The following is a 25,147-nucleotide window of genomic DNA, read 5'->3' on the forward strand; positions in this document are numbered from 1 at the left end:
CGATTAATAATTCACAATTAAAATTTCATTTATTGCACCACGTTTCGCGGCATTCGAATTAATCATTCTTTTGGCTTGTACCCTAACAATTGTATTTGATGGTCTGTCATAAAGCTGATCAAAAAAAACATCATCCAGATTAATGTTTTTAGGATCAGAGTTGCTCAACAACCAATATTTATTATCTGTAGTGAGCTTTTCTGTAAACTCTGCCAGTCTTATTTGTTCCGCATCATCAAAGCCGCCGTTAGCGTAGGCATTAAAAGAAGCTGTTTTACTGATGGGTTTATAGGGCGGGTCGAAATAGTAAAAGGCATTTTTGCCGGCAAAACTCAGCGTGTTTTCGTAATCGCCATTCAAAATGGTAACCTCCTGCAACAAACCGCTTATGGTCAAAATGTTTGCGCCATCACATATTTTTGGCTTGGCATATCTACCGAAAGGCACGTTAAACTCATTCTTTTTATTAACTCTGTACAAGCCATTAAAACAAGTTCTATTTAGGAAAATAAATAAGGCGGCATGCTCAATATCTGTTGTGGCTCTCGAATTAAAAATTGCTCTTTTATCTAGGTAAAATGCTTTTTTTTCTGATTCATTAAAAAACGAATAGTATTGAGTTTGTATGTTTTCGAGTTGCTTAATAAGCTTTGCCGCTGTGTGCTTTATCACTTTGTAAACATTAATCAAATCGGTATTAACATCGTTAATGATGGCGTGTTTGATTTTAAATTTCTGAATAAACCAAAAAAATACTGCACCGCTGCCAATAAATGGCTCAACGTAGGTTAAATCCTGTAAAGTTTTTATATTTTCGGGTAACAGGCTTTCAATAGCAGGAATTAATTGCGTTTTTCCTCCTGCCCATTTTAAAAATGGTTTGGCTGTTATAGATTTAATTTCGTTTGGCAAAGCTGTAAATGCTGCTTAATTATCTCGCAAGTTATAAAAATAGATTGATCCGGGCTTTCCATAATAGAAGCTTTTTTACCACAATTAAATCTTTAAAACCTGTTCTAATGAAAACAAAGTTGATTCGTTTCTTAAACCTGATTTTATTTTGCCTGCTCACTGCGAAAATGGCATCGGCTCAAAATCCAAAATTTGAAGCCGAATTCAAAGATATTATGGATAAATATAAAGCTGTTGGTGTTTCCATCGCAATAGTGAAACATAATGAAATTGCTTTCAGTAAATCTTATGGGTTAAAAAATATTGAAAGAAACGAATTATTGAATGAGCAGAGCATATTTCGCATTGCATCCATTTCAAAATCATTTTCTGCAACCTCCATTATGCAATTGGTTGAGGCTGGCAAGGTAAAATTATCTGATGATTTTGGTGATTTGATGGGTATTAAAATTAGAAATCCTAAGTACCCGGATAAAGTAATTACGCTTAAAATGGTCATGTCGCATACATCAGGTATTAATGATAGTCAGGGATATTTGAGTTTAAATGTTATTAATCCGGATAAAAACCCTGATTGGGCTAAATGTTATAGCAATAACGAACCTGGAAGCACTTATGATTATTGCAATCTAAATTATAATATGATTGGTACGTTGATTGAAAAAATTTCAGGCGAACGTTTCGACCAATATGTTAAAAAGCATATTTCAAACCCACTGAAATTATATGGCGGTTACTGCGTAGATTCACTGGATAATACTCGCTTTGCAAGCTTGTACGAATACAATGCAGCAACAAATGTATTTACAGAAGCTACACAAGCTTATGCGCCGCGAAGAACCGAAATCAGCCAGTATGTTATGGGTTATTCAACGCCTATTTTTTCGCCAACTGGCGGAATGAAAATATCGGCCCTTGATTTAGCGAAATACATGAAAATGCATATGAATTTTGGAAAATCGGATGGGGTTACCATTATCTCCAGAAAGAGTTCAAAATTAATGCAAACCAAAGTTTCCGAACCAGAAGAATACGGATTAGCCCTAAGAAAAACCAGCACGCTGATTCCAGGTATAGAACTTACCGGTCATACAGGCTCTGCTTATGGCTTATACAGCACCATGTTTTTTTCGAAAAAGAATGATTTCGGTATTGTGATTATTACCAATGGCTGCAACCCACTTTACACCGATGGAATACCAGATTTTAGTAGGGAAGCAATAAACTGTGTATATAGTAATTTGGTTAAATAGCGCTCAACGACATATTGAAAGGTTTTATTCACCAACCTTAGTCGCTAAACCCGATGTAAGCGAACACGAATCCCCATACTTCATCGGGAGAAGTAAAGTGCCTGCCAGCTGTAGGCGGGTTTGGCGGGAATGATGGTCGCTATTAGAACGGCGCTTACATTTCCAAAAACTAAACGTAATACTTAAAAAGAGATTCTGAAGCAAGTTCAGAATAACGAAAGCAACTCTAACCTAATTAAAAAGGTAACCACTGTAGGCCAAACCTTTGGCAACGCTTTTAAAGTTATCGCCAGAGTTTAAATTAATATGCGGGAAACGAGTTTTAAATAAATTTTGTACCGCCGGAACGAGTGATGTTCCGCCCGTTAAAAACAAACTATTTATTTCGGTTGGATTAATGTTGTTTTTGCTTAAGAACTCGTCGAGGTATGTATTAATCCGGTTCAAATCTTTATCAATAATTGCATTATAATCTGATGAAGTAATCCAATCATCAATAGAAATCCCTAAGTTTTTATAGTTGAAATTGCTTTTGTCTTGCGAGGAAAGTTCAATCTTGGTACGTTCAATAGCTTGAAATACAGAATAGCCTAGATTGTTATCAACCAAGGTAATCAGATTTTTAAATTCCGGGTTATTGCCAGAATAGTAGTAATAATTTTCAATGTCTTTTTTTATTCTTAAACCATTAAAAAAGTTCATTTTATCCCAGGTACAAATATTGGCAAACAGCGATTTTGGAACCAGCAATTTTTTCCCCGGACTGGCCTCATACTGTGTATTCTTACCGAAGTGTGGTGTTCCTTGTTCCCACATAAATGCCGAATCAAAACTATCACCGCCGATATAAATACCGCCCGTAGCCATCATGTCGTTTTTTCTATCCTGGCTACCAACTTTTGCCGGGTCTAAAACCAGGTAAGTAAAATCTGTTGTTCCACCACCAATATCGGCTACCAAAACATTTTCTTTGTGTTGAATGGTTTTCTCATAGGCAAATGCAGCGCCAATCGGTTCAAACTGAAAACGAAGTTCTTCAAAACCAGCCTTTTCAGCAGCTTTATTTAGCCGGCTTTGGGCAAGCGTATCTTTTTGGGTGTTATCATCATCAAAAAATACAGGTCTGCCGATAACTGCCTTTTTACAATCTGTTGCTGTAATTTTATCGGCTCTGGATTTTAATTCAGTGAGGATAATAGCAACCAGGTCAGAAGCATTGTAACGCTTATTCTGAATTAGGGTTTCTGTAAAACTGCTTCTTGATAAAATCTGCTTTATGGATTTGATGAAACGACCCTTCATACCGTCCTCTAGATAGGTTTCTATGGCTTTTTCGCCTACAACATATTTTTGTTCTCCTGCCAATGCATGATTTTCCGGGAAGTAAATGAGCGAAGGAATTATTATGGTATCAATAATTTCTGCCTTTTGTTCATCGTAAATAGATAAAGCGGAATTCGTTGTTCCAAAGTCGATTCCATACAGGTATTTGCTCATTGTGTAGAAGGTTTGTTTTACAGATTTTTCGGCGGGGGTTGCGAAAGTATGAAAAATTGAGCGATTCTCAAACCTAATTTTGTTTTGTAGAAGCTTGTAAATAAAAACAGCCGCCCGGCATTGGACAGCTGTAAAAAATCCTTAAAAGAAAATTAAATAAACTTTATTGCTTATCAATTTTATATAATCTTCCGCCATCTGTTATGGCATAAAGCGCTTCATCTGTGCCTTGGGCAATATCCCTAAAACGCTGACCTTCGCTGCTCAATAACCTTTCTTCACTAATTACCCGATTATTTTCAATTACAAGTCTGGCAATGTGTGTACCACTTAAAGAGCCTATAAAAAGATTGTTTTGCCATTCAGGTACGCGGTTTCCTTTGTAAAAAGTCATTCCACTGGGCGAAATTACCGGGTCCCAATAATATGCAGGTTGTTGTAATCCATCTTGTTGTTGTATTGCAGAGCCAATTGCTGCTCCACTATATTCAATACCATAAGTAATGGTTGGCCAGCCATAATTGCTGCCTGGTACAATCCGGTTTAATTCGTCGCCTCCTCGTGGCCCATGTTCACTTTGCCACAAATCGCCGCTTGTAGGGTGTATAGCCAAGCCTTGCGGATTTCTATGACCAATACTATATAGTTCTGGTAATGCACCCGAGCCTGAAAATGTTGGGTTTCCTGCTGCAGCAGCGCCACTGGTAGTAATTCTAACAATTTTACCTAAGGCAGCCGAAACAGATTGCGCAAGCGGTCGGGTTGCCAAATCAGAACGTTCACCGGTGCTAACTAATAAATTTCCGTTTCTATCAAACAAAATGCGGCCGCCATAATGCAATGTTCCATTATAAGCCGGGTTTGCACGATAGATGATGGTAGCATTTTCTATGGTTTTTTCGTTATCGGCAAGCCGGCCTTTGGCTACCGCTGTTTGATTTCCGCCGGTTGAACTAAGCGAAAATACCCAATAAACCATTCTGTTGGTGCTAAACTGTGGGTCGATGCATAAGCCCAATAAACCGCCTTGCCCAGAAGCATTAACAGCCGGAAGCCCGGTGATGGCTGCACTGATTGTGCCGGTGGTAGTTGCAATGCGCATCGTTCCACCTTTTTCTGTAATCAATAATCTTCCATCAGGCAAAGCCGTAATACCCCATGGAGAAGATAGGGTAGTGGCTATTGCTGTACCCTTTATTGCTGTGGTGGTGGCAACTTTACCAACCCTTGTTTGTCCGCTAAATGCTGGTTTGTAGTTTGTGTTGGGTGCACTGGTTTCTACACCAGGTCCGGGAGCTGGCTCTGGCCCGGTTTCCTCAACGCCGCCATCGCTTACTTTAGAGCAAGAGCTAAAAATGAGCATAGCGCCTGCAACCAATGAGCTGTATAGTTTAAATTTCATCATGTTTTTCAAATTTAGGTTTAACATAAATGATGTTAATTATCTAACACACAGATTACTAAAAGGTTCTAAGTTTGAAATTATTTCGGTTTAATTAACTTTCATTCCTTAAAATCTGGAGTGGTGGCTTATTTAATATGCTTCTGCTGCTTAAATACCCTGTTATAACTACTAACGCAATTACGCTGATAAATAATATAACCGTAGGCAAAAACGGAGGAATGAAGTTCGCATCGAAGCTAAATTTAGCTAAGCCCCAACTTGCTGCTAAGGATAGCATTAATCCTGCTGATGCAGCCAATAAGCCCAGAAAAAAGTATTCAATTACATTTATGGCTAATATTTGTTTCCTGCTTGCTCCCATTGTTCTAAGTAAAATACTTTCTTTTATACGTTGGTTTTTGCTGGTTAGCACAGCTGATACAAGAACTATCCAGCCGGTAATCATACTAAAACCCGCCATAAATTGGATAACAAAACCAATTTTACTTAGTATCTCATCTAATAATTTTAGCACCAAACCTAAATCGATAACAGAAATATTCGGAAACTTGCGCACAACATTTCCCTGAAAGCGGGCAGAAGTTTCGCTATTTGGAACCCTCGTCATTAAAACATGAAACTGTGGCGCCTGTTCTAAAACGCCACCCGGAAAAACAACTCTGAAATTGGTCTGCAACCTTGTCCAGTTTACTTCCCTTAAGCTCCCAACAACGGTTGGTAATAGCATGCCCTGTACGTTGAACGTGATTTTATCGTTCACCTTTACTTTAATGCTTCGGGCAAAATTCTGATCTAAAGAAATATAAATTACATCATTTGCATTATTTACTTTTGGTATCCATTTCCCCTCAATAATTTTTTCCGCTGCGGTTAAAGTATCTTGATAAGTTGCACGGAGCTCATTTTTAAATGCTCTTGTATTTGTACTATCATCACCAGCTTTTTTTCCGTTTATTTCTTCTATGCGCATGGTAATCACCGGAACCTGATTCATCAATGGTAGTTTGAACGACTTTGTCAAATCTGTAACCGCTTGCTTTTGCGATGTCTGAATATCAAATAAAACCATATTAGGCTGGTTTGTTCCTGATGATAGTGTTACCCGATTGATTAATATTCCCTGAACAAAATAGAGCGTACAGATAAATGCCGTTGAAAGCCCAATCGAGACCGTTAGCATTAAGGTTTGATTGTTCGGGCGATATAAATTAGCAAAACCTTGTCGCCATAAATAACTTAAGGAGGTTGGTATTAGTTTCTTGACCAAAAACATTAACAGGCTGGAAAGTGCCATCAAGAGTAAAAAGGCAATCATGATCCCAACGGTGAAAACCAAAGTTTGTAACCAACTTCCCATCTGTAAATAAGTAAAGCCTGCAACAAAGGCAACCATTAACAGGTAAACAAAGCCTTTTAGATAATCTCTTTTTTTATTGGTATTTGATTCAAATGTTGCCCTAATTGCATTTAAAGGAGAAATCCGTCTTACAGAAAGTAGCGATGGTAAAGCAAAAAGAACAGATATAGCCAGGCCAAGTAATAATCCCTGGCCAATTGCCGACCATGAAATTTGCATACTGAGCTCAACCGGTAGAAAATCTTTTAAAACAATGGGTAACAGAAATTGAATTGCTGTGCCTAAAACGGCACCTATCAATGCTGCAATTATACCTATAAAGGAAACCTGAATCAGATAAATATAAAATGCATCCCAAGCCCTTAAACCCATGCAGCGTAGCGTTGCAATGGCAGAAAGTTTCTCCTGAATGTAAACATGAATAGCGCTTCCAACCCCTACACAACCAAGTAATAAGGCTATAAAGCCGGTTAAGGCTAAAAATCGGTTTAAATCTCTGAAAGAGCGCCCGGTTTGTTCTTTCCGCTCGGCAACGGTATCAATATCCAAACCTTCTTTTTCTGCTTTTGCCTGCAGACTTTTAACTACTTCATTTAGTTTATCATCGCTGTTAAACTTATAATAAAATTTATAATTAATCCGGCTTCCGGTTTTTACAAGCCCGGTTTTATCCAAATATTTTAATGGTATGTAAACAATTGGGGCTACGCTGGCTGCAATGCCCGTTTGTCCGGGTGCTTTATCAAGCGTGCCTGCAATTTTAAATTTTAAATCGCCAACAATTATCGAGTCTCCGGTTTTTGCGTTAAACTGAAGCATCAATGTTTTATCAACTAAGGCTTCCTGATCATTAAAAAAACTCTTGGCAGCACTAATTGGCGTAGTTTCAATGGTGCCATAAAACGGGTAATTGCCTTGCAAGGCTTTCATTTGTACCAAACGGCTACCACCGTCTTTGATAAAATATACCATCGAGGCGAATGTACTTTCGGTTGCCCGGTCATCGCCCATATTTTTAAGCCTGGCTTCCGTTTGCTTATTAATCGCCTTGCGGCTTTCGATAATTAAATCGGCACCGGTAAGTTCTTTAGCCTGCCTGTCTAAATCGCTTTGTAAATTATCCTTAAAAGAATAAACGGCAACAAGTGCCGCAATGCCCAAAACTATCGAGGAAATAAAAAGAAGTAAACGCGAACGGTTTTTGCGGCTATCCCGCCAGGCCATTTTAAAAATCCATGAAATGGGCACAAGGTTTTTTGATGGATTATGCATAAGTCGGATTTTCGTCGGCAATGATTAATCCACCTTTCATTTTTACAACCCTGCTGGTTCTCGATGCCAGATCTAAATCATGTGTTACAATAACCAGGGTTGTGCCTGCATCAGTATTTAAATCGAAAAGCAGTTTAATAATTTTCTCACTCGTTTCTGCATCAAGATTTCCGGTTGGCTCATCGGCAAATAAAATTGCTGGTTTATTCGAAAATGCCCTTGCCAGCGAAACCCTTTGCTGCTCGCCACCAGATAATTGAATTGGATAATGATGTGCCCGCTCTGCAAGCCCAACTTTGTCCAGTAATTCCATCGCCTGTGGCTTAATATTTTTTAAACCTCTTAATTCTAAAGGAACCATAACATTTTCTAAAGCGGTTAAAGTTGGCAGTAACTGAAAATTTTGAAAAATAAAGCCAACGTGCTGGTTACGCACTGCTGCACGCTCATCTTCAGAGAGCTTATCTAACAAAACGCCGGCAAGCTCAACATTACCAGATGATGCCCTATCTAAACCAGCACAAAGCCCAAGTAAGGTAGTTTTTCCACTTCCGGATGGACCCGTTATTGCAACCGTTGAGCCGGTTTTTATGCTAAGGTTAATGTTATGTAAAACGGTAAGTTCATGGCCTGCACTCTGATAAATTTTGCTTACATTTCGGATGTTCAGGATATTTTCCAATGGCTGAATATTTAAGTATGAGGACCAACACGAAACTAACATTAGTTACGTATATCCTGTTAAAGATATTGATTTTTGATAATTAGAGCTTGAAAATATAAATATGTTACGAAAACGCATAATGACTTTAATTGTTTTTGCAGGACTTTTTGCCGCTTGCTCAAACAACAGTAAATCAGATAAAATAGTAGATAATGATTCGGCTAAAAATGGCAAAGCCGAAGTAACGACACCAATTAAAACAATATTGTTTTTTGGAACAAGTTTAACAGCTGGTTATGGATTGGAGCCTACAGAGGCGTATCCTGCAGTTATTCAGCAAAAAATAGATGCCGAAAAATTACCTTACAAAGTAATTAATGGCGGTTTAAGTGGAGAAACATCTGCCGCAGGCAAAGCCCGTATAGATTGGTTATTAAAGCAAAAAATTGATGTTTTTGTATTGGAGCTAGGGTCTAATGATGGTTTGCGAGGCTTACCAGTTTTAGAAACAGCTAAAAATTTACAAAGCATTATTGATAAGGTAAAGGCTAAATATCCGGATGTAAAAATTGTGATTGCAGGCATGCAAATGCCGCCAAGTATGGGTGCAAAATATACATCCGACTTTAAAAACATATTTCCACAGCTTGCTGAAAAGAATAATGCGGCTTTAATTCCGTTTCTTTTGGATAAGGTTGGTGGTGTGGCAAAGCTTAATCAGGCCGATGGAATTCACCCAACAGCAGAAGGCGATAAGATTTTAGCAGATAATGTTTGGGTTGTTTTGAAACCTCTTTTATAAAAATTATCAATACCTTAATATCACTGGATTAACACTATTTTCTTTTTTTTACTGAAATATTTTTGAATAATAACAATATGTTATAATTTGGCTTGCGCTCGGAAATATAAAAAACTTGCATGAATCCCCCTTTTGAACACATCCGCCCGATACCAGAGAATGAAATTTCTAGGCTTTCTGAACTCACTGATTTCGATCCTGATTATACCAATTTAAAACAAGAGTTTGAACATTTAACTGCTTTGGCAGCTAAAATTGCAGAAACTGATATCTCATTAGTTAATTTAATAGATTCATTTACGCAATGGTCGGTTTCAAACTATGGGCTAGATATTGATCAGATGCCCAGAGAAGAATCTATTTGTCAATATACTATTTTGGAGAAAGATCATTTTGAGGTCAGGGATTTATCTTTGGATGAGCGGATGAAGGATTTTTTCTATGTCAGAAATCCATTAAACTTAAGGTATTATTTCGGTATACCGCTAACAACCCCCAACGGGCATAATATTGGTGCCTTATGCGTTTTAGATAAAAAGACTAAAAAGCTATCGCCAGAAAAAATTGAGCTACTCAAATTAATTGCAAACGAAGTTGTAGAGAAGCTTATCAATTTAAAAATATTACACAGTGTAAAATCAGAATTAGATGATTACAGGGTTGATCATTTAAAAACCGCTCATGATATCAGAGGTCCTTTATCAGGTATAACCGGCATTATTGATATTATCCGAAAAAAGGTTAATAAATCTAATCCTGAAGATGTGTTGGATTATATTGAGATGATTGATAAGACTACGAAGGCTGTATTATCTTTATCAGAAGAAATATTAAATCGGGAGAAATCTCCCAAAGAGGATAGCTTCGATTTGATATCATTTAAAGATAAGCTAGAAAAACTATATCTGCCACAGGCTAAAGCCAAAAATATCTTTTTTAAGGTAACTACTGGTAATGCCAACACCAGGGTGTTATTTACAAAAAACAAAATGCTGCATATTGCCGGCAACTTAATATCAAATGCGATTAAGTTTAGTTCTGATTATGGAACAGTAACCGTAAAACTCGAACTAGAAGTTAAGGAAGATGCTAAAACGCTAATCATTAATGTTTCTGATAATGGAAATGGATTGAGCGAACAATCAGTTGAAAAAATACTATCAGGCGAGATGGGTACCACAAAAGGCACTATGGGTGAGCGTGGTTACGGTTTGGGATTACCAATGGTTGTAGATAATATTAGAAGTTTAAAAGGTGATATAAAAATAGAATCGCAAATGGGTTGGGGAACAAATTTTGAAGTAACGATTCCGATGGTCTAAAAACCTTAAATAAAATTATTTATTATCAGAACACCAATTAAGCCGAGTACAGAAACGATAGTTTCCATTGCCGTCCAGGTTTTAAAGGTTTGTTTTAAGTTAAGATTGAAGTATTCTTTAAACATCCAGAATCCGGTATCGTTTACATGAGAAAACATTAAACTGCCTGCGCCAACAGCCAATACCATTAATTCTGGTGAAGCGCCAATGCCAATAAATGGCAGTACAATACCTGATGCAGTTAGGGCAGCAACGGTAGCAGAGCCTAACGTTGCCCTTAATGAAGCCGTTATCAGCCATGCTAAAAATAAAGGCGATAAATTCAAGCCCATGGTAAACAGTTTAACTGTTTCGCCTACGCCACTATCTACAAGTATTTGTTTAAAAGCTCCGCCAGCGGCGATGATTAAAATAATCATGGCAATGCTCTTTACACCTTCAACACATGATTCCATTGCTTTCGCTATAGGATTATCTTGAATGAGTACCGTAATTAAAACTGCAATAAGCAATGCTGCAGTTGGGTCGGCTAAAAATATAAATACTGGTTTTGCTAAATATGGACTTTTAATGGCTGTGCCAACCGTGCCCGCTATAATTAAAAAAACAGGTAGCAAGGCGGTGAAAAAGCTTTTGGCGGTTGATGGTAAATGCTCATCTTCGGCAATTTTAAATTGCATAGTATCGTGGCCAAAAGGTTTTTTAATTATCAACCGGGGAAAATAAACACCGGCGATTATTGCAATCGGAATGCTTAACACCAGGCCATAAATTAAGGTTTTACCAACATCAGCATGAAAAATTGCTGCCAAAGATACCGGGCCCGGATGCGGGGGTAAAAAACCATGTGTAACAGATAATGCTGCAGCCATTGGTATTCCGATGTATAGCTTTGGTAATCCTGTTGCACTTGCAATGGCAAAAACTAAAGGAATAAGTACAACAAAACCAGCGTTGTAAAACAAAGGAATGCCGACAAGCAAACCAGTAATTAATACCGCCCACTGAATATTTTTTTGTCCGAAGGCCCTAATTAAAATGAAAACAATCTTTTTGGCAGCACCACTATCTTCAATTAATTTACCCATCATGGCGCCTAATGCCAATACCATTACCATGCTGCCGAGCGTACTGCCTATACCATTGCTCACCGCTGCCATCACTTTTGCTGCAGGCATCCCTAAAAACAACCCCGTAACAATAGCAACTAAAAGAAGCGCAATCATCGGATTTAACTTTTTAATTATCAGTACGAGAAGTAGCAATATGCCAAGTAATACGATGAGTAGAGACATAATTTGGTTTAAGAGTGGTTAAGTTCTTGCATACATTCTTTTAAATTAAGGTATGCTTTTTTATAGATGTTAAAGATTTTTTTATAGTAAATATGGTTCGATGGGTTTGGTAAAATTATTTCTAAAGTATCATTGGTTGTTGATGGATAGGATTCGCTTAAGCCGATAGATTTTGCCGCAAGATAAGCAGCCCCAATTGCCGAAGCGTCTTCTTCGCTAATGAGTAAAATTTGCTTACCGGTAATGTCTGCCAGAATTTGCATCCACGTTTTTGAATGTACAAAACCGCCACTGGCATGAATTTTTTGAATGTTTGCGCCATGGGCTTCCATTTCAACTAAAACATCAAACAAGGAAAAACAGATGCCCTCAATTACCGCTCTTGCAATATGTTTTTGTTCGTGTTGATTGGTTAAACCCAAAAAAGTTCCAGAAGCATGGCTATTCCAGATTGGCGCTCTTTCTCCGGTTAGGTAGGGTAAAAAAATCAATCCATTACTGCCCATGGCAGTCGTCTCTATTTCATTAAATAAATTGGCGTAATCCTCATCATTTAGGTCAGTTTTTCCAAACACATTTTTCAGAAGCCACTGCAAAGCTAAACCACCATTATTTATCGGACCGCCACAGATAAAGGTTTCGCTATCCAAAATATAATTGAAGGTCATGGCGTTTGTATTCACTATTGGTCGCCGGCTTGCAACACGCAAAGCTCCGGAAGTACCAATAGTGAGCGCTGCCGCACCTTCTAAAATTGCCTTACTGCCCAAGTTTGCTAAACATCCATCACTTGCGCCAATTGTAATGTTAGCTTTTTCTATTACATTTTGATGTTTAGATAAAATGCTTGTTTCGTTATAGGATGTGGGGACAGGCCTGGAGAGTTTTGAGCCGGTAATATTGCATAGGGCTAGTGCCTGCTCATCCCATTTTAAAGCATTAATATTAAATAAACCGGTGGCTGAAGCGATGGAATAATCTATAACATACTCGCCATACAATTTAAACCAGATGTATTCTTTTATCGAAATAAATTTTTCGGTTTTAGCAAATAATTCAGGTTCATTCTCTTTAAACCAGATGATTTTGCAAAGCGGAGACATTGTATGAATCGGCGTTCCGGTTGATACATAAAGCGGCAAACCCTCATCACCGGTTAATAATCTATCCGCAATCTCAGCGCTGCGGTTATCCGCCCAGGTGAGCATTGGTGCTAAAGGTAAGCTGGTTTTATCAACCAAAATTAAACTGTGCATAGCCGAACTTAAACCAATTGCTATTGGCTCTGCTTTAAGTTGTGACTTTAAATCACTTATACAATTTAAAAATGCATTCCAGATTAGCTCAGGGTTCTGCTCACTATAACCCGGTTTTGGAGATTGAGTAGGGTAGTGGTGCTGGCTTGCACAAATCGGTTGATAAGCTAAATCAAGTGCTACTGCTTTAGTGCTTCCGGTGCCAATATCGATGCCTAAAAGATATCTCATCTATAAATTTGGACTTAATTGCGTACAGTGTTTTTCTGAGTCGATTGCCTGATGCAAAGGCTGGCATCAATATTAAAGGTTTCGCGTTCCGTATCGTTTGTATCCGCTTTCAATCTTTTCAATAATTGCTTTACAACTTTTTCTCCCAATTCTTGTATAGGCTGCTGAATGGCCGTTATCGATGGCTTGATAAACTCCAGCAATTCAAAATCGTCAAAAGACACAATGGCTAAACCTGATAAAAGCTTTTCTTTACCAAAGCGAGATAACTTCAAGCCATCCATGGTTAAATAGTTCGATGCAAATATCACTGCATCGAGCTCCTTATGTGCCTCTAAAAATTTCTGTATTGCTAATGTTGCCTGTTCTGAATTCTGGTAGTTAATCTCTAATACCTGAGGTTTTTTGCCATTTTTCTGCAAAGCTTCGGTGTAACCGTTTAAACGTTCAAGCATTTGTTTCTGTACTGTCTTAATGGTAACAAAAGCTATATTTTCATAGCCATTTTCGATAAGATGAGTAGTGGCATCAAAGGTAGCGCCATGATTATTGGTGAGGATATAGTCTGACTTAATATTGGGTAGATATCTGTCAAACAAAACAACGGGCGTACCGCTATTCACCAATGCACCTATCTCTTCCTCTAATCCTTCGGCAGTGGCAATTATATATCCGTCAACTGAGCGTTCTTTAAACATGCTCAATATTTCTTTTATCCTCTTTTTATCACTCCCCGTACTGCTAAAAATAATTTTATAACCCTGAGCAGAGGCGGCCTGGTCAATTACCCCGGCAATGTTTGAAAAGAAGGGCTTGGATATATCATCAACAAGAAAACCTATTATTTTTGATTTTCCGGTGCGCAGGCTGCGGGCAATAGAGTTTGGCTGATAACCAAGCTCAGCAACTACGCTTAACACTTTTGCAGTAATATTTGCGCTGATGTGCTTTTCTTCTGCCTTACCATTAAGAACAAATGAAACAGTGGTTGTAGAGGTGCCAACACGGTTTGCTATATCTTTAATCGATATTTTTTCGTTCATAGGTGATTATTCTTAATAATTAAATAGAGGCCCAAAAATAATTTGGCGTTAAGCAAATATAAAATTAAAAATAACCTGGCCGCACGAAATCGTATTAAAAAAGAGAAAACTTCACTTCAATTATTTTTTAGCTTCGCCACTCTTTTTTAAGCTTTCATCATGTTGTCTGTCAACCGAGAAAATACCGTTTCCTTCAATTAAAAAACAGATTAGTGCGATGAGTACAATTAGCGACAACCAAAACTCATTATACGGCTTAAATATGCCATGCGATAAATTGATAAAAAAAGTTGCGCCAACAAGTATTGGGATGTTGAGCAGGCAAAATGTACGCGTGTATGTGCCAAGAGTAATGGCTAAACCACCAACAATATGCATTAATATGATTAAATGGGCAAAAATGCTGATTGACACTGCGGCACCCAAATGTGCTCCACGCATGAGCGAATTAAATGCATCAAGATTAATCCAAAAGGCAATTCCTTTCCAAATTAAAATCAGACCTAAAATAACACGGAAAACATCAATCCATGCAGGATGGTGGCTATCGCCCCAATTCTGAATTTTTTTTATTGCGCTCATAAGGAAAATATTTGATTACCTTAATTTACGAAGAAAAACTTAACATGCATCTATTACAGCAATTAAATTTAACTAGCCGTAGGCATCAATAATAATTTTGACCTGATTCTGCTTAATGTTTCTAATCGCATGCCTAAATAACTTGCCAAATACCGCAGTGGTATTTGATTGGTGTTAGGCTGCATACTTTCAAATTTGAGAAACCTTCCCATAGCAGAAGGAATCCTGGCTAAAATTGCCCTTTCAGCTGCCGCATAATGTTGTATCTCTAAAAGTTTTCTTCTTATTATATTGGTTTCTTCAAGGTGCGATAAAAAATCAACATTTTGATATGGGATAGAGATTAGCTCACTATCTTCTAATGCCTGTAGATACTCATAAGAGGGTCTTAATCCTTGATTTGGTTTTCTTATGGCTGATATCATTTCATTACCTGAAACAAACCATGTACTTATATCTTTCTGTCCATCTTTAACAAAACCCCTAACCAAACCTTTAATTAAAAAGTACATCGAATTATTGTCCTCAAGAGGGGAGAGGATAAACTTGTTTTTCTTCACTTTCAAAAAAGTGCAAGTTTTGATATGATAATTTATAAAACTTTCAGACAAAGGGTAGAACTGTTCAAAATAATTAAACAATGGTTGTATCAATAAAGGATATGTAGAATCTTTTATCATATTGCTTGGTAAATAATTTAGAGTTGGATGCCGGTTGTGGAAAAGATTAAATTTAATTTCCTTACTCAAAAATATCAGCAAATACCTCAAAGCAATTAAAAGTATTGGATTGAAAGCCCTAACCGTTGAATGGTTAGATGAATTTCTACTGCATTAGGGTTTATTGATGCGTTATTTATTGAAATAACTGCTTGGTAGTAAGCCTTTTTCTTTTTTGAAAGCATTATAGAAAGTGGCCGGACTTTTAAAGCCAGATTCTTGCGCTATCGCTTCGATGGTCATCCTCGAGCCTTTTACAGGATACTGTTTTAAGAAATATTCAACGCGGTAAGCGTTAATCCAGTCCCTAAAATTCTTTCCTATTTTTGTATTCAAAACATAAGAACAATGATGAACGGGAATGTTAATTTTAGTTGCTAAATCAATAATCTGAAGATCTGGTTTCAAATACATTTGCTCCTCTTCCATCATTTGTATCATAAGTTGAGAATAAGAGGAAAGCTTTGCTGTAGAGAGGTAACTCCGTTTCTTAACCACCGCTGCGGGCTGATCTGGTTCAATTTCTTCCTTTAGAACTTCTATTTCCGGTACCTCATCTGCCTTCACGAGATAAGATTTTCCATCCCACGTAGTGGCAACCAAAAGATAGCCGTAAAAAAGCTTTGGTTTGTGCAGTGCATAAGATAATGCTAGTAATAGAGCAACGCAGTTGAAGATAACAAAGTAGGTGTGATTAAGTGGAATATTTAGCGCAAGATAAATAATAGGAGAAATACCAATAATTTGAAACATTGTTGCCACACCGAGTATAAACAGCACCCAGTCTTTACCTGGATTTACCCTCGCATCAGATTTAATGATACCAGATTTATAAATTGCTTTCCAGCATAAAGCCAAATAGGTTAATGCCAATATAGTTCTGCCAAAGCTGTGGAAGTATCCAGGAAATAGCCCATTTCTGGCTTTGAGTGTTAGATATCCATTCTGTGCTAATTGATCAGAAATAAGCGGCCAATCTAATGGTGGCACACCCGGCCAGGGAATTACGTGTATGACAGCCAGCAGTGCAGGTAGGAAATGAAGCCATTGAACTTTAGATATTCGCTTTCTATCTGTTAAAAAGCCAGAAATATACAAGTAAAAACAAGCAGGAACGGTAAAGTATAGTGGTGTTAAACTTTGAAAAAGTATTGGCAAAAACCTTTCGTCACCAGCGGTAATGGTTATAGAATTTAAAATTTGACCAAATCTGGCAAAGAAAACAATAGACAGCAGAATGTTATTCGTTCGATTTCCTTTTTTAGAAAAAAAAAGATGCACCGAAAAAAGCAGAAGAAAAAAACAAGTTATACTGACTAAAAAATTGAGCGAATACATAATAGTTCCTACCAATATAGCGCATTACTGTGAATTTAACCTCTATTAATTATAATGTTTTGATAAAATCTAAATCAGCGATCTGAGCAAATAAATGGATGCGCCTTCTATTTCATAAATGAGCAAAAGCATTACCGGTTGCGCATCTCAAAAATAAAATCAATTCACCAAAAAGATCAAAAACAGTAAAGGCACCAAATGAATGGTGCCTTTACCAAACAATACATCAATTCTTAATCCAGCAGCTCAATCAGTGCCCTTGCCGTAAGTCCGGCCGAAAGCGGGTTTTGTCCCGTTACCAGCAGCCCACCCACTTCTACATGAGAGAGAAAAGGCACCAGTGCCGTTTTCACATCCGCGCCAAGTTTTCCCAACGTCTCCTCCAGTAGATAGAGCACATTGCCCGCTCTGCCCACCAGCTTTTCTTCCATATCACTAAAAGCGGCAACCCGTTTACCCGTAAAAATCCTGAACGCTTGCCTTCCGCACTGATTAGGGGCGCATGCCCGTGCCATACCATTCCAACTGGTTTGCCAGCATCCAGAAAATCAAATATCAATATCCCGCTGTCATTATCCCTGGCCAGATCCCAAATAGGTCCATGACCGCCCGGATAAAATACGACATCATATTCCGATGCAGAAAGCTGGTTCAGTGGCACCGTATGTGAAAAAGCATGTTTGGCTACCTCATCATCCAAATAGCGGAGGTTTGACCCAGTGATCCAGCCAAATCAACTCATTTTATATACGTTTTGGCTGAAGATATTTTTTTATCCATAGCCAAAACACTATATTTGAACCATGTTTTGGCTGCGGATAAAATTGTTTTAATCTCTTGGAAGAAGAAATATGGAATTGCTCATCGGAAGAATAGCGGAAAAGAAAATATTGTCAGAGGCGCTTGCTTCGTCCTCATCAGAGCTCTTAGCAGTGTTTGGCAGGAGAAGAGTTGGAAAAACTTTCTTGATCCGATCGGTCTTCCAGAAACAGCTCATTTTTGAACTGTCGGGAGTTCACGACGCGAAAGCTAGCGAGCAATTACTCAATTTCAGCAAGGCTATCGAAGATGCATTAGGCTCAGGATTAACTCCTGCAGCTCCTAGGAACTGGACGGAAGCTTTCTGGCAACTCAAGGAATTTGCAGCCCCTATATTAAAAAAAAGAAAAGCTGTAATTTTCTTTGATGAGTTCCCTTGGCTAAGTTCGCATAAATCTGGCTTTCTTTCTGCATTTGAATATTTTTGGAACCAATGGGCCTCTCAACAGCCAAACCTGATTGTTACTATTTGTGGATCTGCTGCTACTTGGATGATCAAAAAAGTTGTCAATAGCAAAGGAGGCCTGCACAATCGCTTAACGCGTAAAATCCGCCTGTTACCTTTCACATTGCACGAAACAGAACAGTACCTAAAAAGTAATAATATCCATATTGACCGTTACCAGGTGCTAACCATTTTTATGGCAATGGGCGGTGTCCCCCATTACCTGAAAGAACTGAAAAAAGGGGAAAGTGCTACACAGGTCATTGACAGGCTTTGCTTCACCAAGGATGGTCTCTTATCAACAGAATTCGCAAACCTATACCGTTCTCTTTTCGAAAACGCAGACAGGCACATTTCCGTAGTCAAAGCACTCGCCGACAAACCATCGGGATTAACAAGAAACGAAATCATTGCGGAATGCAACCTACAGAGTGGAGGAACCACCAGTCTTTTACTTGAGGAACTTGTGGAGTCTGGCTTCATTACTCCGCACCTGCCTTTCCAGAAGAATGCCAATCAGAGCATTTACAAGCTTAGCGATGAATACAGCCTTTTCTATCTTAAATTTATCGAACATTCCCGCGCCACCGGTGCAGGCACATGGCTAAAAAAATCATCGACGTCTTCCTGGAGGAGTTGGAGTGGTTATGCCTTTGAAGGGATCTGCATGAAGCATACGGACAATATTAAGAAAGCGCTGGGCATTTCTGGGGTGTTCACGGAAACATCAGCTTGGCGGCATTCTCCTAAAGATGGAAATGGTGCACAGATCGATCTTTTGCTGGACAGACAGGATAACGTGATAAGCATATGTGAAATGAAGTTCTCAAATGCTGAGTTTGCCATAGATAAAACCTATGCGACTGAGTTAAAGAACAAACTTGATATATTTCGTCGGGAGAGTAAAACTAAAAAAGCACTTTTCCTAGCCATGGTTACAACCTATGGCACCAAAGACAATATGTATTCTATTGGTCTGGTACAGAACGAAGTTACCATGGATGATTTGTTTGTGTCTTAGTACAAGGTAATTAAAAAGGGATTCAAAATGCTGTTTTTATTAGGTTGTTTTGTCCACTAAAAAAACAAAATTTTAGGTAAACACCTTGCATTTACCCTAATTCTATTACAGGAATTGCAAATATTTACCCTAATTCTGTTACAGGAATTTCAACATCTACCCTAATTCTATGTCAAATTATTAATCTATATAAGCTAATTTCGTGACGATATGTAGTGATTAATTTTTGCGGAGCCAAACATCATTAGGGCCTTTACACTAATTACAATCTTACTTATTTGATTTATGATGATATTGGTTCTTCAGATTTTATCGACGCACCTTTTCCTAGAGAATTGTAAGGCAAAATCTCGCTGTTGAAATAACTTATTTTCTGTTCTGATTTTTTTCTCCACCATTTAAACTTAGAAGACTTAACTGGCTGACGACTTTCTGCCCACATATTTCACGAATAAATTGGCCCATGTCCTATAAACCTTTTCTCTCTCCTTCACTATAAGCATTAGATTTTCTACCCCATATTTTAAAGCTGCTATTTGATATATCCTTTCTAATATCTCTTCAAGCTTAGCAGGATTATCCATGTTCAGCCTATTATCACGGTCACTATCAATTTTGGTAATAAGCCTTTTCATAAATGCTTCTGACGAATGTAGGATTAACTGCTTGGTGTAAAGGACGATACTATCATAATCTGCAGTTTCATCCAGATATGCTAACAGCCCTTTAAAATCCCCCTCCAAATTTCTTAACGCTAAAGAAAAATCTGCAGCATTTTTTTGAAAACCTGCAAGCTGTCTTGCATTTGCCAAAACCTGATTTCTCCACTGTTTAAATTGGGCCTCAGGTTGAATATTGGCAAGAACAAAGGTATAGTTGTCAAAGTTAGGCTTGTACAGCAATTCCCTTGAAAGAACTCCGGCAAGTTTCTTATTATCTTTTGTTTGGGTATAAATCTGTTTCAATCTCACAATATAATCCAAATCATATTTTGAAGTGGTATTTTCGCCCATTTGCTGAGTACAGTAGGTCTCTGCAGTATTCAACTCTCCAAGCTCGATTAGCGCATCTATCAGCTTAATATTATACACAATAGCATGCCTGATGGGCCGGAATGTATCCTTATATTCTAGGAAATTTTTATTGACTACAACCATATGCAGCAACAACTGCAATAATTCTTTTGAATCCTCGGCTCTTTCATCCTTCCTGGACTGATATATTTTCTCTATAATCCCCGCTATCTTGAAACGCCTCTGGACTGAGGTTGTATTAAATATATGCACAAACATATTCGTGTACTCGCGGCGAATCCCACCATACCCATCCAGAAAAAATTCGTTTGAAAAATAGGTCATGCACTTATTCCAGGCCTCATCATCTCTAATATTTGCTACAACTTCTTCTACCTGAATTAAGACTTGTTTGAAATAGGTCTCCAACCTTTTACTATTGGTTAGTATTCGATATTTGTATTCAACAATAGTGTCAATTACAGTATGAATCTGTATAAAATAATTTTCATTAGCAGGCTCAGCAAAGTATCGAACTAAAATTGGCTTATGCAGTTCGGTCCACAGATCGATAATCTTTTTAACTTCAACAACTTCGGCTTTTCGTCTTTTACCTATCACAGCCTTTACAGTATCATAAGTTAAAGCAATAATTTCTGCTGGTGTATAATTCTCAGATTTACTAGAGAATTCGTTCATAAAAGCAATACTCAGATCCTTGTTTTTTTTCAACGTCTTTAATACCCATTCTTTGATTTTTACGGGATCAGCTTGCTCTATGGCTTGGTTTACAGGGTCAATCTTTTTGCTGACAGTGAGCTTAGCGGCTGGCTTCATCCCTTTGGAAATAAAAGCTAAAAGTGCAATCTTATGCTGGCAGAATGAGAGATTACTTTTGCATTCACAAGTAGAGTTGATCACGGCACCTTTTTCTAACTGTAAGCTCACGTCATAACTTTTATCAAGTTCATCAACGTAGGCCTCGAAATTTCCAGCCTTAACCTCATCACACTCTCTTACTCTACATCGCTGTGATTTTTTGATAAGCTCACTATCCAATTTGGTTTTAAAATTCCTGCTGGTAATTTCGTCTTTCATTTTTCAAATAAAGATGTACTCAAAAATAGCTTTTTTAGCTGATAATCCCGGGGTTTCTCCAAACGGACAGACGGAAAGACTGGATGTTAGGGATAAAAAAGGTGTAAGAGAAACTATATAGTTTAAAGTAAATCATAAAGTATTGATCGATCTTTTCATCTTGGTTATATTCAAATTTTAGGATGAGGTAAACCAAAAGTATTCACATCTTCTTGAAACCAACCCCAAAAGCAAAAAAGCCACCCAATGGGTGGCTTCAACCAATTTGGTCTATATTTTTTATTTTGCTAAAACCATTGCATTTTGCTGCGCTTCCATGATCGCTTCAGAAGCATATGATTCTGATTTAAGACTGGCAAAGTCGGCTAATTTTACGTTTTTCAAGTTGCTCGCGATCATTGTACTTTGACTGGCAGTACCATTTAATTTTAATACCGCCTCATCCTTAACGATAGTATATAAAGTGCCTGCATTAGCTTTAATCCTCGCTGTAGCACTCTGGTTCAAGAATAACTGTAGGTATTTTACATCGAAATAATTGCTGGTGACCACAACTGATTGACCATAAGCTTCAATCCTTTCTAAATCTTTTACCGTGATATTAAGTATGACCTGACTGGTTGCTTCTGAATTGATAAATAAGGTTTTTCCGTCGGTTGATACAGAAGTTTTTGCGACGTCATAGTTGCGCTCACCTTCTATCTTTTGTTTGTCACCTTGGGTTAAGACGATTTTCACATTCCCGCTTACCCAGATTCTGTTAAATTTTGATAATGAAGCAGTTTTTGTTTCTGCTTTAACTGGCTCAGCGGCAAAAGTTGCCATTGCTAATGAAGTTAATACTAAGCTTGTTAATGCTGCTGCGAATATTGTTTTTGCTAAAGTTTTCATATCTTTTATATTTTAGGTTTTTGCTATTGTTTGTTATTGAGACGCAGCTGTCCATCAAACGTTTCAGGCAAAAAACTTATATTATACCAGCATGAGTAACTGCTAGACCAACGCCTGTAATTTCTAGACGAACTGTTACAGTTCTCTAAGCTGATTCGAGTAAATCCGGTATTTAAGTCTTTACTCATGTTTTCATCGGTTTCCCAAAGAATGTAGTAATGTTCATTTTATTAGTCTGATAAGGTATAGTAAAGAGCGTTCTAAAAAAAAAATAAGCGGATTGCTTTCAAAGTCAAGGATTATTTGTAAAAATTACCAAGCTTGCATTTGGGCAGGTATTGTTATTGATGATATCAGAACTTTTACTGGCATCAGTTCATTTTCACGTAGAGCCCTACCAACTTGAATTTAAAAATATAGTTATGGCGCATTATAAAAATTAATATCCCGCCATAAGTGGATTAAAAAACATAGTTATGGCGCACTTTCAAATCTTATACTGCGCCATAAGTTATATATAATGCTTTTCGTTGTCATACAAACAAAGAGAAGATGGAAACAATAATCGGGCGGTCAACAGAAAAAAAGTTATTGCTGGAGATAGCAAAATCCGGGGATGAAGAGCTGGTGGCAATCTACGGAAGGAGGCATGTAGGTAAAACATTCCTTTTCAGAAATGGAATTTAGAATTGATTCTCAAAAATTTTACCAATTTTTCAAGAGCCGATCAGGATTTCAACCCAATATGTTTACGTAAGAAGGAGTGGGAATTTATAAAGGAAGATTTCATAAAATCTGTAAGTCAAATTAAGAAGTCGATAGACAGAAACTTTCGACGGCTGATCGCTAGTTAAAATACAATCTAATCTACTAGCATATTATGAGTTTAACGAAAGTTGGTGATTACGGTGAACGAAGTGGAAATTATCCGATACCTTCGTTTTTTGAGACTGTTAAAATAATTAATATTATCTTAAAGTTTTATTGGATAAACCATACTTGATTGACCTATTAACCAACTATTGCCAACTTTAGCGATCATTTGAACTTGAACTAAAATTAATGGTGATGGGAATACTTTTGAACGTGCTGATGAGAAAATTAGTTGGCGGATGGTTGTGAAGGATACCGAGTTTAATATCAAAGGTAGGTATATTAGTTTATTTAGAAACTTGTGGTAACCATTAACTGCCAGATATTTCTATTAATAATGCCTGCTTGTTCCTTTTGTCTCCAATACATATAACCAAATTCGGTATCTATCTTTTTGTTCCAACGGTATCCTAATGAAACAAATAGCCTATTTTGGTCAAAAAAGCTTTCGTTTACGTTTTCTTTATTTTGCAAATTCATAAAAAATTCATCTTGTAAACCTGTGTAAATACCTCTACTGAAATCCTCAATCGCAAATATTGGTATTTGAGCACTTAAAAAAATTCTTCCTCTTAAAGAAAAATTAGTTTCACCGTCTTCTTGCATAAAACGCTGTTCTAACCGGAGCCTTAAATTTCCTTCTATTTTACCAAATGAATGTTGGTTCAGGTATTGTTCAAATATTCTTTGCTCCCCTGAACTGATTTTAATATTTTGCTCATATTCCCAACTTCCTAGATAAGCATAGCCAAGTGCAATAGAATTTTGCTTGTTTAGGTTATAACTCAACGCACCACGCAATAAAATTCCTGATAAAAAACTCAATTTATCTGCAGAACGCAACTGAAAGTCTGCCCGTATATCTAGCTTTTCACTTAATGATTGCTTATGGCTGATAAAAACCCATCCAGCATTCTCGGATTGAGCGAACAGTTGAGTTGTACAACATAAAATTAAAACTATATTCGCTAATCGCTTCACATCTGGTGTTTCAAAATTTTGCTTTGCTGTAGCTTATAAGCTTAGCGCTGCACTTATTAAAGATTCGTGTTTACCCTGAATATTTTTTTTTCCAATATTCAACCCTGTAAGGAGCAATCAGTATTAATGGCCCCTCAACACCACAATTCCATAGTAGAATTTTTTGTATTTAATATGTTGGTATTTATTGTTCAACATAATCCATCGTGTTAAGTTTTAACAAAAACACCAGCCACAAAAAACAGGTATTTGACCCAATTCATTAGTATATTTTGCAAGGCCTAGAAGGACTAATACTGACATACAAGTCAAATATTTACAAATTTATCTTTTTGAAGATATCTGTAAAAGTGTTTTGTTTGTGTGAGCGCGTTAAGGTGATGGAATTTTTTAGCATGAACAACAAATCAAACATTTAAACGGCAACTTTTTTTGCCACTGCAAACAAACCTTAGTGGGAGATAGTTATCCTTATTTGTTGATACAGTAACCTTCCCGTCAAAAAATGTTTTTTGACTGTGATTCACATTATTGTGAATGAATTAAAGCTTGAAACATGCAACAAAATCTATTATTTGCAGCATGGTAACAAACGGTCTATACCGAAGCCAAGGGAATCATAAAGTCGCCAGCCTTTGTAATCGCATCTTTTCCTTCAGGAAGAATAGCATGCCATAACGGAAAATTATGTATCATTTTTGGCCAAACTTCAAGTCGGATATGAACGCCAGCCATTGCAGCTTTATGTGTGAATGTTAGTGCTTCACTTAACATTTCTTCTGCCTCGCCAACGATTATGTATATAGGGGCCATTTGTAAAAGCACAACGTAAGCTCCTTAAGCGCTCATAGTAGCAATTGGCATTCAAAGCATAGGACCTCGTTCTCCCGGGAGTGGATCTCCCGACCTATGCCTTGAAATGGGCGTGCAGTATGGAGTTGCTACATTTGACTGGAGGAATTTAGTCGTCAGATTTAGAAAGAAACTTTTAAATTTGATTATATGAGCAGACGAATGTTTGATGAATCCTTCAGGAAGATGGCAGTAGAGCTTTCTTA

Annotated in this window: 21 protein-coding genes; 5 read left to right on the forward strand and 16 right to left on the reverse strand. The window is 37.5% G+C overall.

What is annotated here, in order from left to right:
• Positions 1–3: 3 nt before the first annotated feature.
• On the reverse strand, positions 4–912 hold the full coding sequence (locus LUA86_RS18865) for a DNA adenine methylase (RefSeq protein ID WP_231465690.1): 909 nt from the start codon (positions 910–912) through the stop codon (positions 4–6).
• A gap of 107 nt (positions 913–1,019) precedes the next feature.
• On the opposite strand from LUA86_RS18865, the gene LUA86_RS18870 reads away from it, so the two are divergent.
• A complete protein-coding gene (locus LUA86_RS18870; RefSeq protein WP_231465692.1) occupies positions 1,020–2,165 on the forward strand; it encodes a serine hydrolase in 1,146 nt (381 codons plus the stop codon).
• A 231-nt stretch (positions 2,166–2,396) separates the two neighbouring features.
• Here LUA86_RS18870 and LUA86_RS18875 read toward each other — a convergent pair whose 3' ends face one another.
• From LUA86_RS18875 to LUA86_RS18890, 4 genes are all read right to left on the reverse strand, one after another.
• The gene (locus tag LUA86_RS18875; RefSeq protein ID WP_231465694.1) at positions 2,397–3,662 is read right to left on the reverse strand and encodes an Hsp70 family protein; all 1,266 of its coding nucleotides are present in this window, start codon (positions 3,660–3,662) and stop codon (positions 2,397–2,399) included.
• A 163-nt stretch (positions 3,663–3,825) separates the two neighbouring features.
• A complete protein-coding gene (locus LUA86_RS18880; RefSeq protein WP_231465696.1) occupies positions 3,826–5,067 on the reverse strand; it encodes a PQQ-dependent sugar dehydrogenase in 1,242 nt (413 codons plus the stop codon).
• A 91-nt stretch (positions 5,068–5,158) separates the two neighbouring features.
• The gene (locus tag LUA86_RS18885; RefSeq protein WP_231465698.1) at positions 5,159–7,696 is read right to left on the reverse strand and encodes an ABC transporter permease; all 2,538 of its coding nucleotides are present in this window, start codon (positions 7,694–7,696) and stop codon (positions 5,159–5,161) included.
• Positions 7,689–8,378, reverse strand: a complete 690-nt coding sequence (locus LUA86_RS18890; protein ID WP_231465700.1) for an ABC transporter ATP-binding protein — start codon at positions 8,376–8,378, stop codon at positions 7,689–7,691. The genes LUA86_RS18885 and LUA86_RS18890 overlap by 8 nt, the downstream gene beginning before the upstream one ends.
• A gap of 121 nt (positions 8,379–8,499) precedes the next feature.
• Between LUA86_RS18890 and LUA86_RS18895 the strand changes: the two genes are divergently transcribed.
• Together LUA86_RS18895 and LUA86_RS18900 are read left to right on the forward strand one after the other, a co-directional pair.
• Positions 8,500–9,162 carry an arylesterase gene (locus tag LUA86_RS18895; RefSeq protein WP_231465702.1) on the forward strand — a complete coding sequence of 221 codons (663 nt, stop codon included), beginning with the start codon at positions 8,500–8,502 and terminating at the stop codon, positions 9,160–9,162.
• 119 nt (positions 9,163–9,281) lie between these two features.
• Positions 9,282–10,484, forward strand: coding sequence for a GAF domain-containing sensor histidine kinase (locus tag LUA86_RS18900; protein ID WP_231465704.1), 1,203 nt, complete (start codon positions 9,282–9,284; stop codon positions 10,482–10,484).
• A 5-nt stretch (positions 10,485–10,489) separates the two neighbouring features.
• Here the strand turns inward: LUA86_RS18900 and LUA86_RS18905 are convergent, their stop codons facing one another.
• The 7 genes from LUA86_RS18905 to LUA86_RS18935 all read right to left on the reverse strand — a co-directional run bounded on the left by LUA86_RS18905 (position 10,490) and on the right by LUA86_RS18935 (position 17,379).
• Positions 10,490–11,779, reverse strand: coding sequence for a gluconate:H+ symporter (locus LUA86_RS18905; RefSeq protein WP_231465706.1), 1,290 nt, complete (start codon positions 11,777–11,779; stop codon positions 10,490–10,492).
• An 8-nt stretch (positions 11,780–11,787) separates the two neighbouring features.
• The gene (locus LUA86_RS18910; protein WP_231465708.1) at positions 11,788–13,266 is read right to left on the reverse strand and encodes a gluconokinase; all 1,479 of its coding nucleotides are present in this window, start codon (positions 13,264–13,266) and stop codon (positions 11,788–11,790) included.
• Between the two features lie 14 nt (positions 13,267–13,280).
• On the reverse strand, positions 13,281–14,309 hold the full coding sequence (locus tag LUA86_RS18915) for a LacI family DNA-binding transcriptional regulator (protein ID WP_231465710.1): 1,029 nt from the start codon (positions 14,307–14,309) through the stop codon (positions 13,281–13,283).
• 120 nt (positions 14,310–14,429) lie between these two features.
• Positions 14,430–14,891, reverse strand: a complete 462-nt coding sequence (locus LUA86_RS18920) for a DoxX family protein (RefSeq protein ID WP_231465712.1) — start codon at positions 14,889–14,891, stop codon at positions 14,430–14,432.
• A gap of 68 nt (positions 14,892–14,959) precedes the next feature.
• Positions 14,960–15,403: a Crp/Fnr family transcriptional regulator gene (locus tag LUA86_RS18925; RefSeq protein WP_231465714.1), complete on the reverse strand. Its 444-nt coding sequence runs from the start codon at positions 15,401–15,403 to the stop codon at positions 14,960–14,962.
• Positions 15,404–15,742: 339 nt separating this feature from the next.
• Complete coding sequence (locus tag LUA86_RS18930) at positions 15,743–16,891, reverse strand: helix-turn-helix domain-containing protein (protein WP_231465716.1); 1,149 nt, start codon at positions 16,889–16,891, stop codon at positions 15,743–15,745.
• Between the two features lie 290 nt (positions 16,892–17,181).
• Positions 17,182–17,379, reverse strand: coding sequence for a hypothetical protein (locus LUA86_RS18935; RefSeq protein WP_231465718.1), 198 nt, complete (start codon positions 17,377–17,379; stop codon positions 17,182–17,184).
• A gap of 420 nt (positions 17,380–17,799) precedes the next feature.
• Between LUA86_RS18935 and LUA86_RS18940 the strand changes: the two genes are divergently transcribed.
• On the forward strand, positions 17,800–19,233 hold the full coding sequence (locus tag LUA86_RS18940) for an ATP-binding protein (RefSeq protein ID WP_231465720.1): 1,434 nt from the start codon (positions 17,800–17,802) through the stop codon (positions 19,231–19,233).
• Positions 19,234–19,646: 413 nt separating this feature from the next.
• Here LUA86_RS18940 and LUA86_RS18945 read toward each other — a convergent pair whose 3' ends face one another.
• Positions 19,647–21,344: a hypothetical protein gene (locus LUA86_RS18945; protein WP_231465722.1), complete on the reverse strand. Its 1,698-nt coding sequence runs from the start codon at positions 21,342–21,344 to the stop codon at positions 19,647–19,649.
• A gap of 279 nt (positions 21,345–21,623) precedes the next feature.
• Positions 21,624–22,235 (reverse strand): GIN domain-containing protein, encoded by a 612-nt coding sequence (locus LUA86_RS18950; protein WP_231465738.1) that lies wholly within the window; start codon positions 22,233–22,235, stop codon positions 21,624–21,626.
• Positions 22,236–22,787: 552 nt separating this feature from the next.
• On the opposite strand from LUA86_RS18950, the gene LUA86_RS19270 reads away from it, so the two are divergent.
• Positions 22,788–22,922: a hypothetical protein gene (locus tag LUA86_RS19270; RefSeq protein ID WP_255713513.1), complete on the forward strand. Its 135-nt coding sequence runs from the start codon at positions 22,788–22,790 to the stop codon at positions 22,920–22,922.
• 477 nt (positions 22,923–23,399) lie between these two features.
• On the opposite strand, the gene LUA86_RS18955 is transcribed toward LUA86_RS19270, so the two are convergent.
• Both LUA86_RS18955 and LUA86_RS18960 read right to left on the reverse strand, forming a co-directional pair.
• On the reverse strand, positions 23,400–24,089 hold the full coding sequence (locus LUA86_RS18955; protein ID WP_231465741.1) for a DUF2490 domain-containing protein: 690 nt from the start codon (positions 24,087–24,089) through the stop codon (positions 23,400–23,402).
• A 597-nt stretch (positions 24,090–24,686) separates the two neighbouring features.
• Positions 24,687–24,902 (reverse strand): alpha/beta hydrolase, encoded by a 216-nt coding sequence (locus LUA86_RS18960; RefSeq protein ID WP_231465742.1) that lies wholly within the window; start codon positions 24,900–24,902, stop codon positions 24,687–24,689.
• Between the last annotated feature and the right edge of the window lie 245 nt (positions 24,903–25,147).

Source organism: Pedobacter sp. Leaf132 (assembly GCF_920984695.1).
Taxonomy (GTDB): Bacteria; Bacteroidota; Bacteroidia; order Sphingobacteriales; family Sphingobacteriaceae; genus Pedobacter.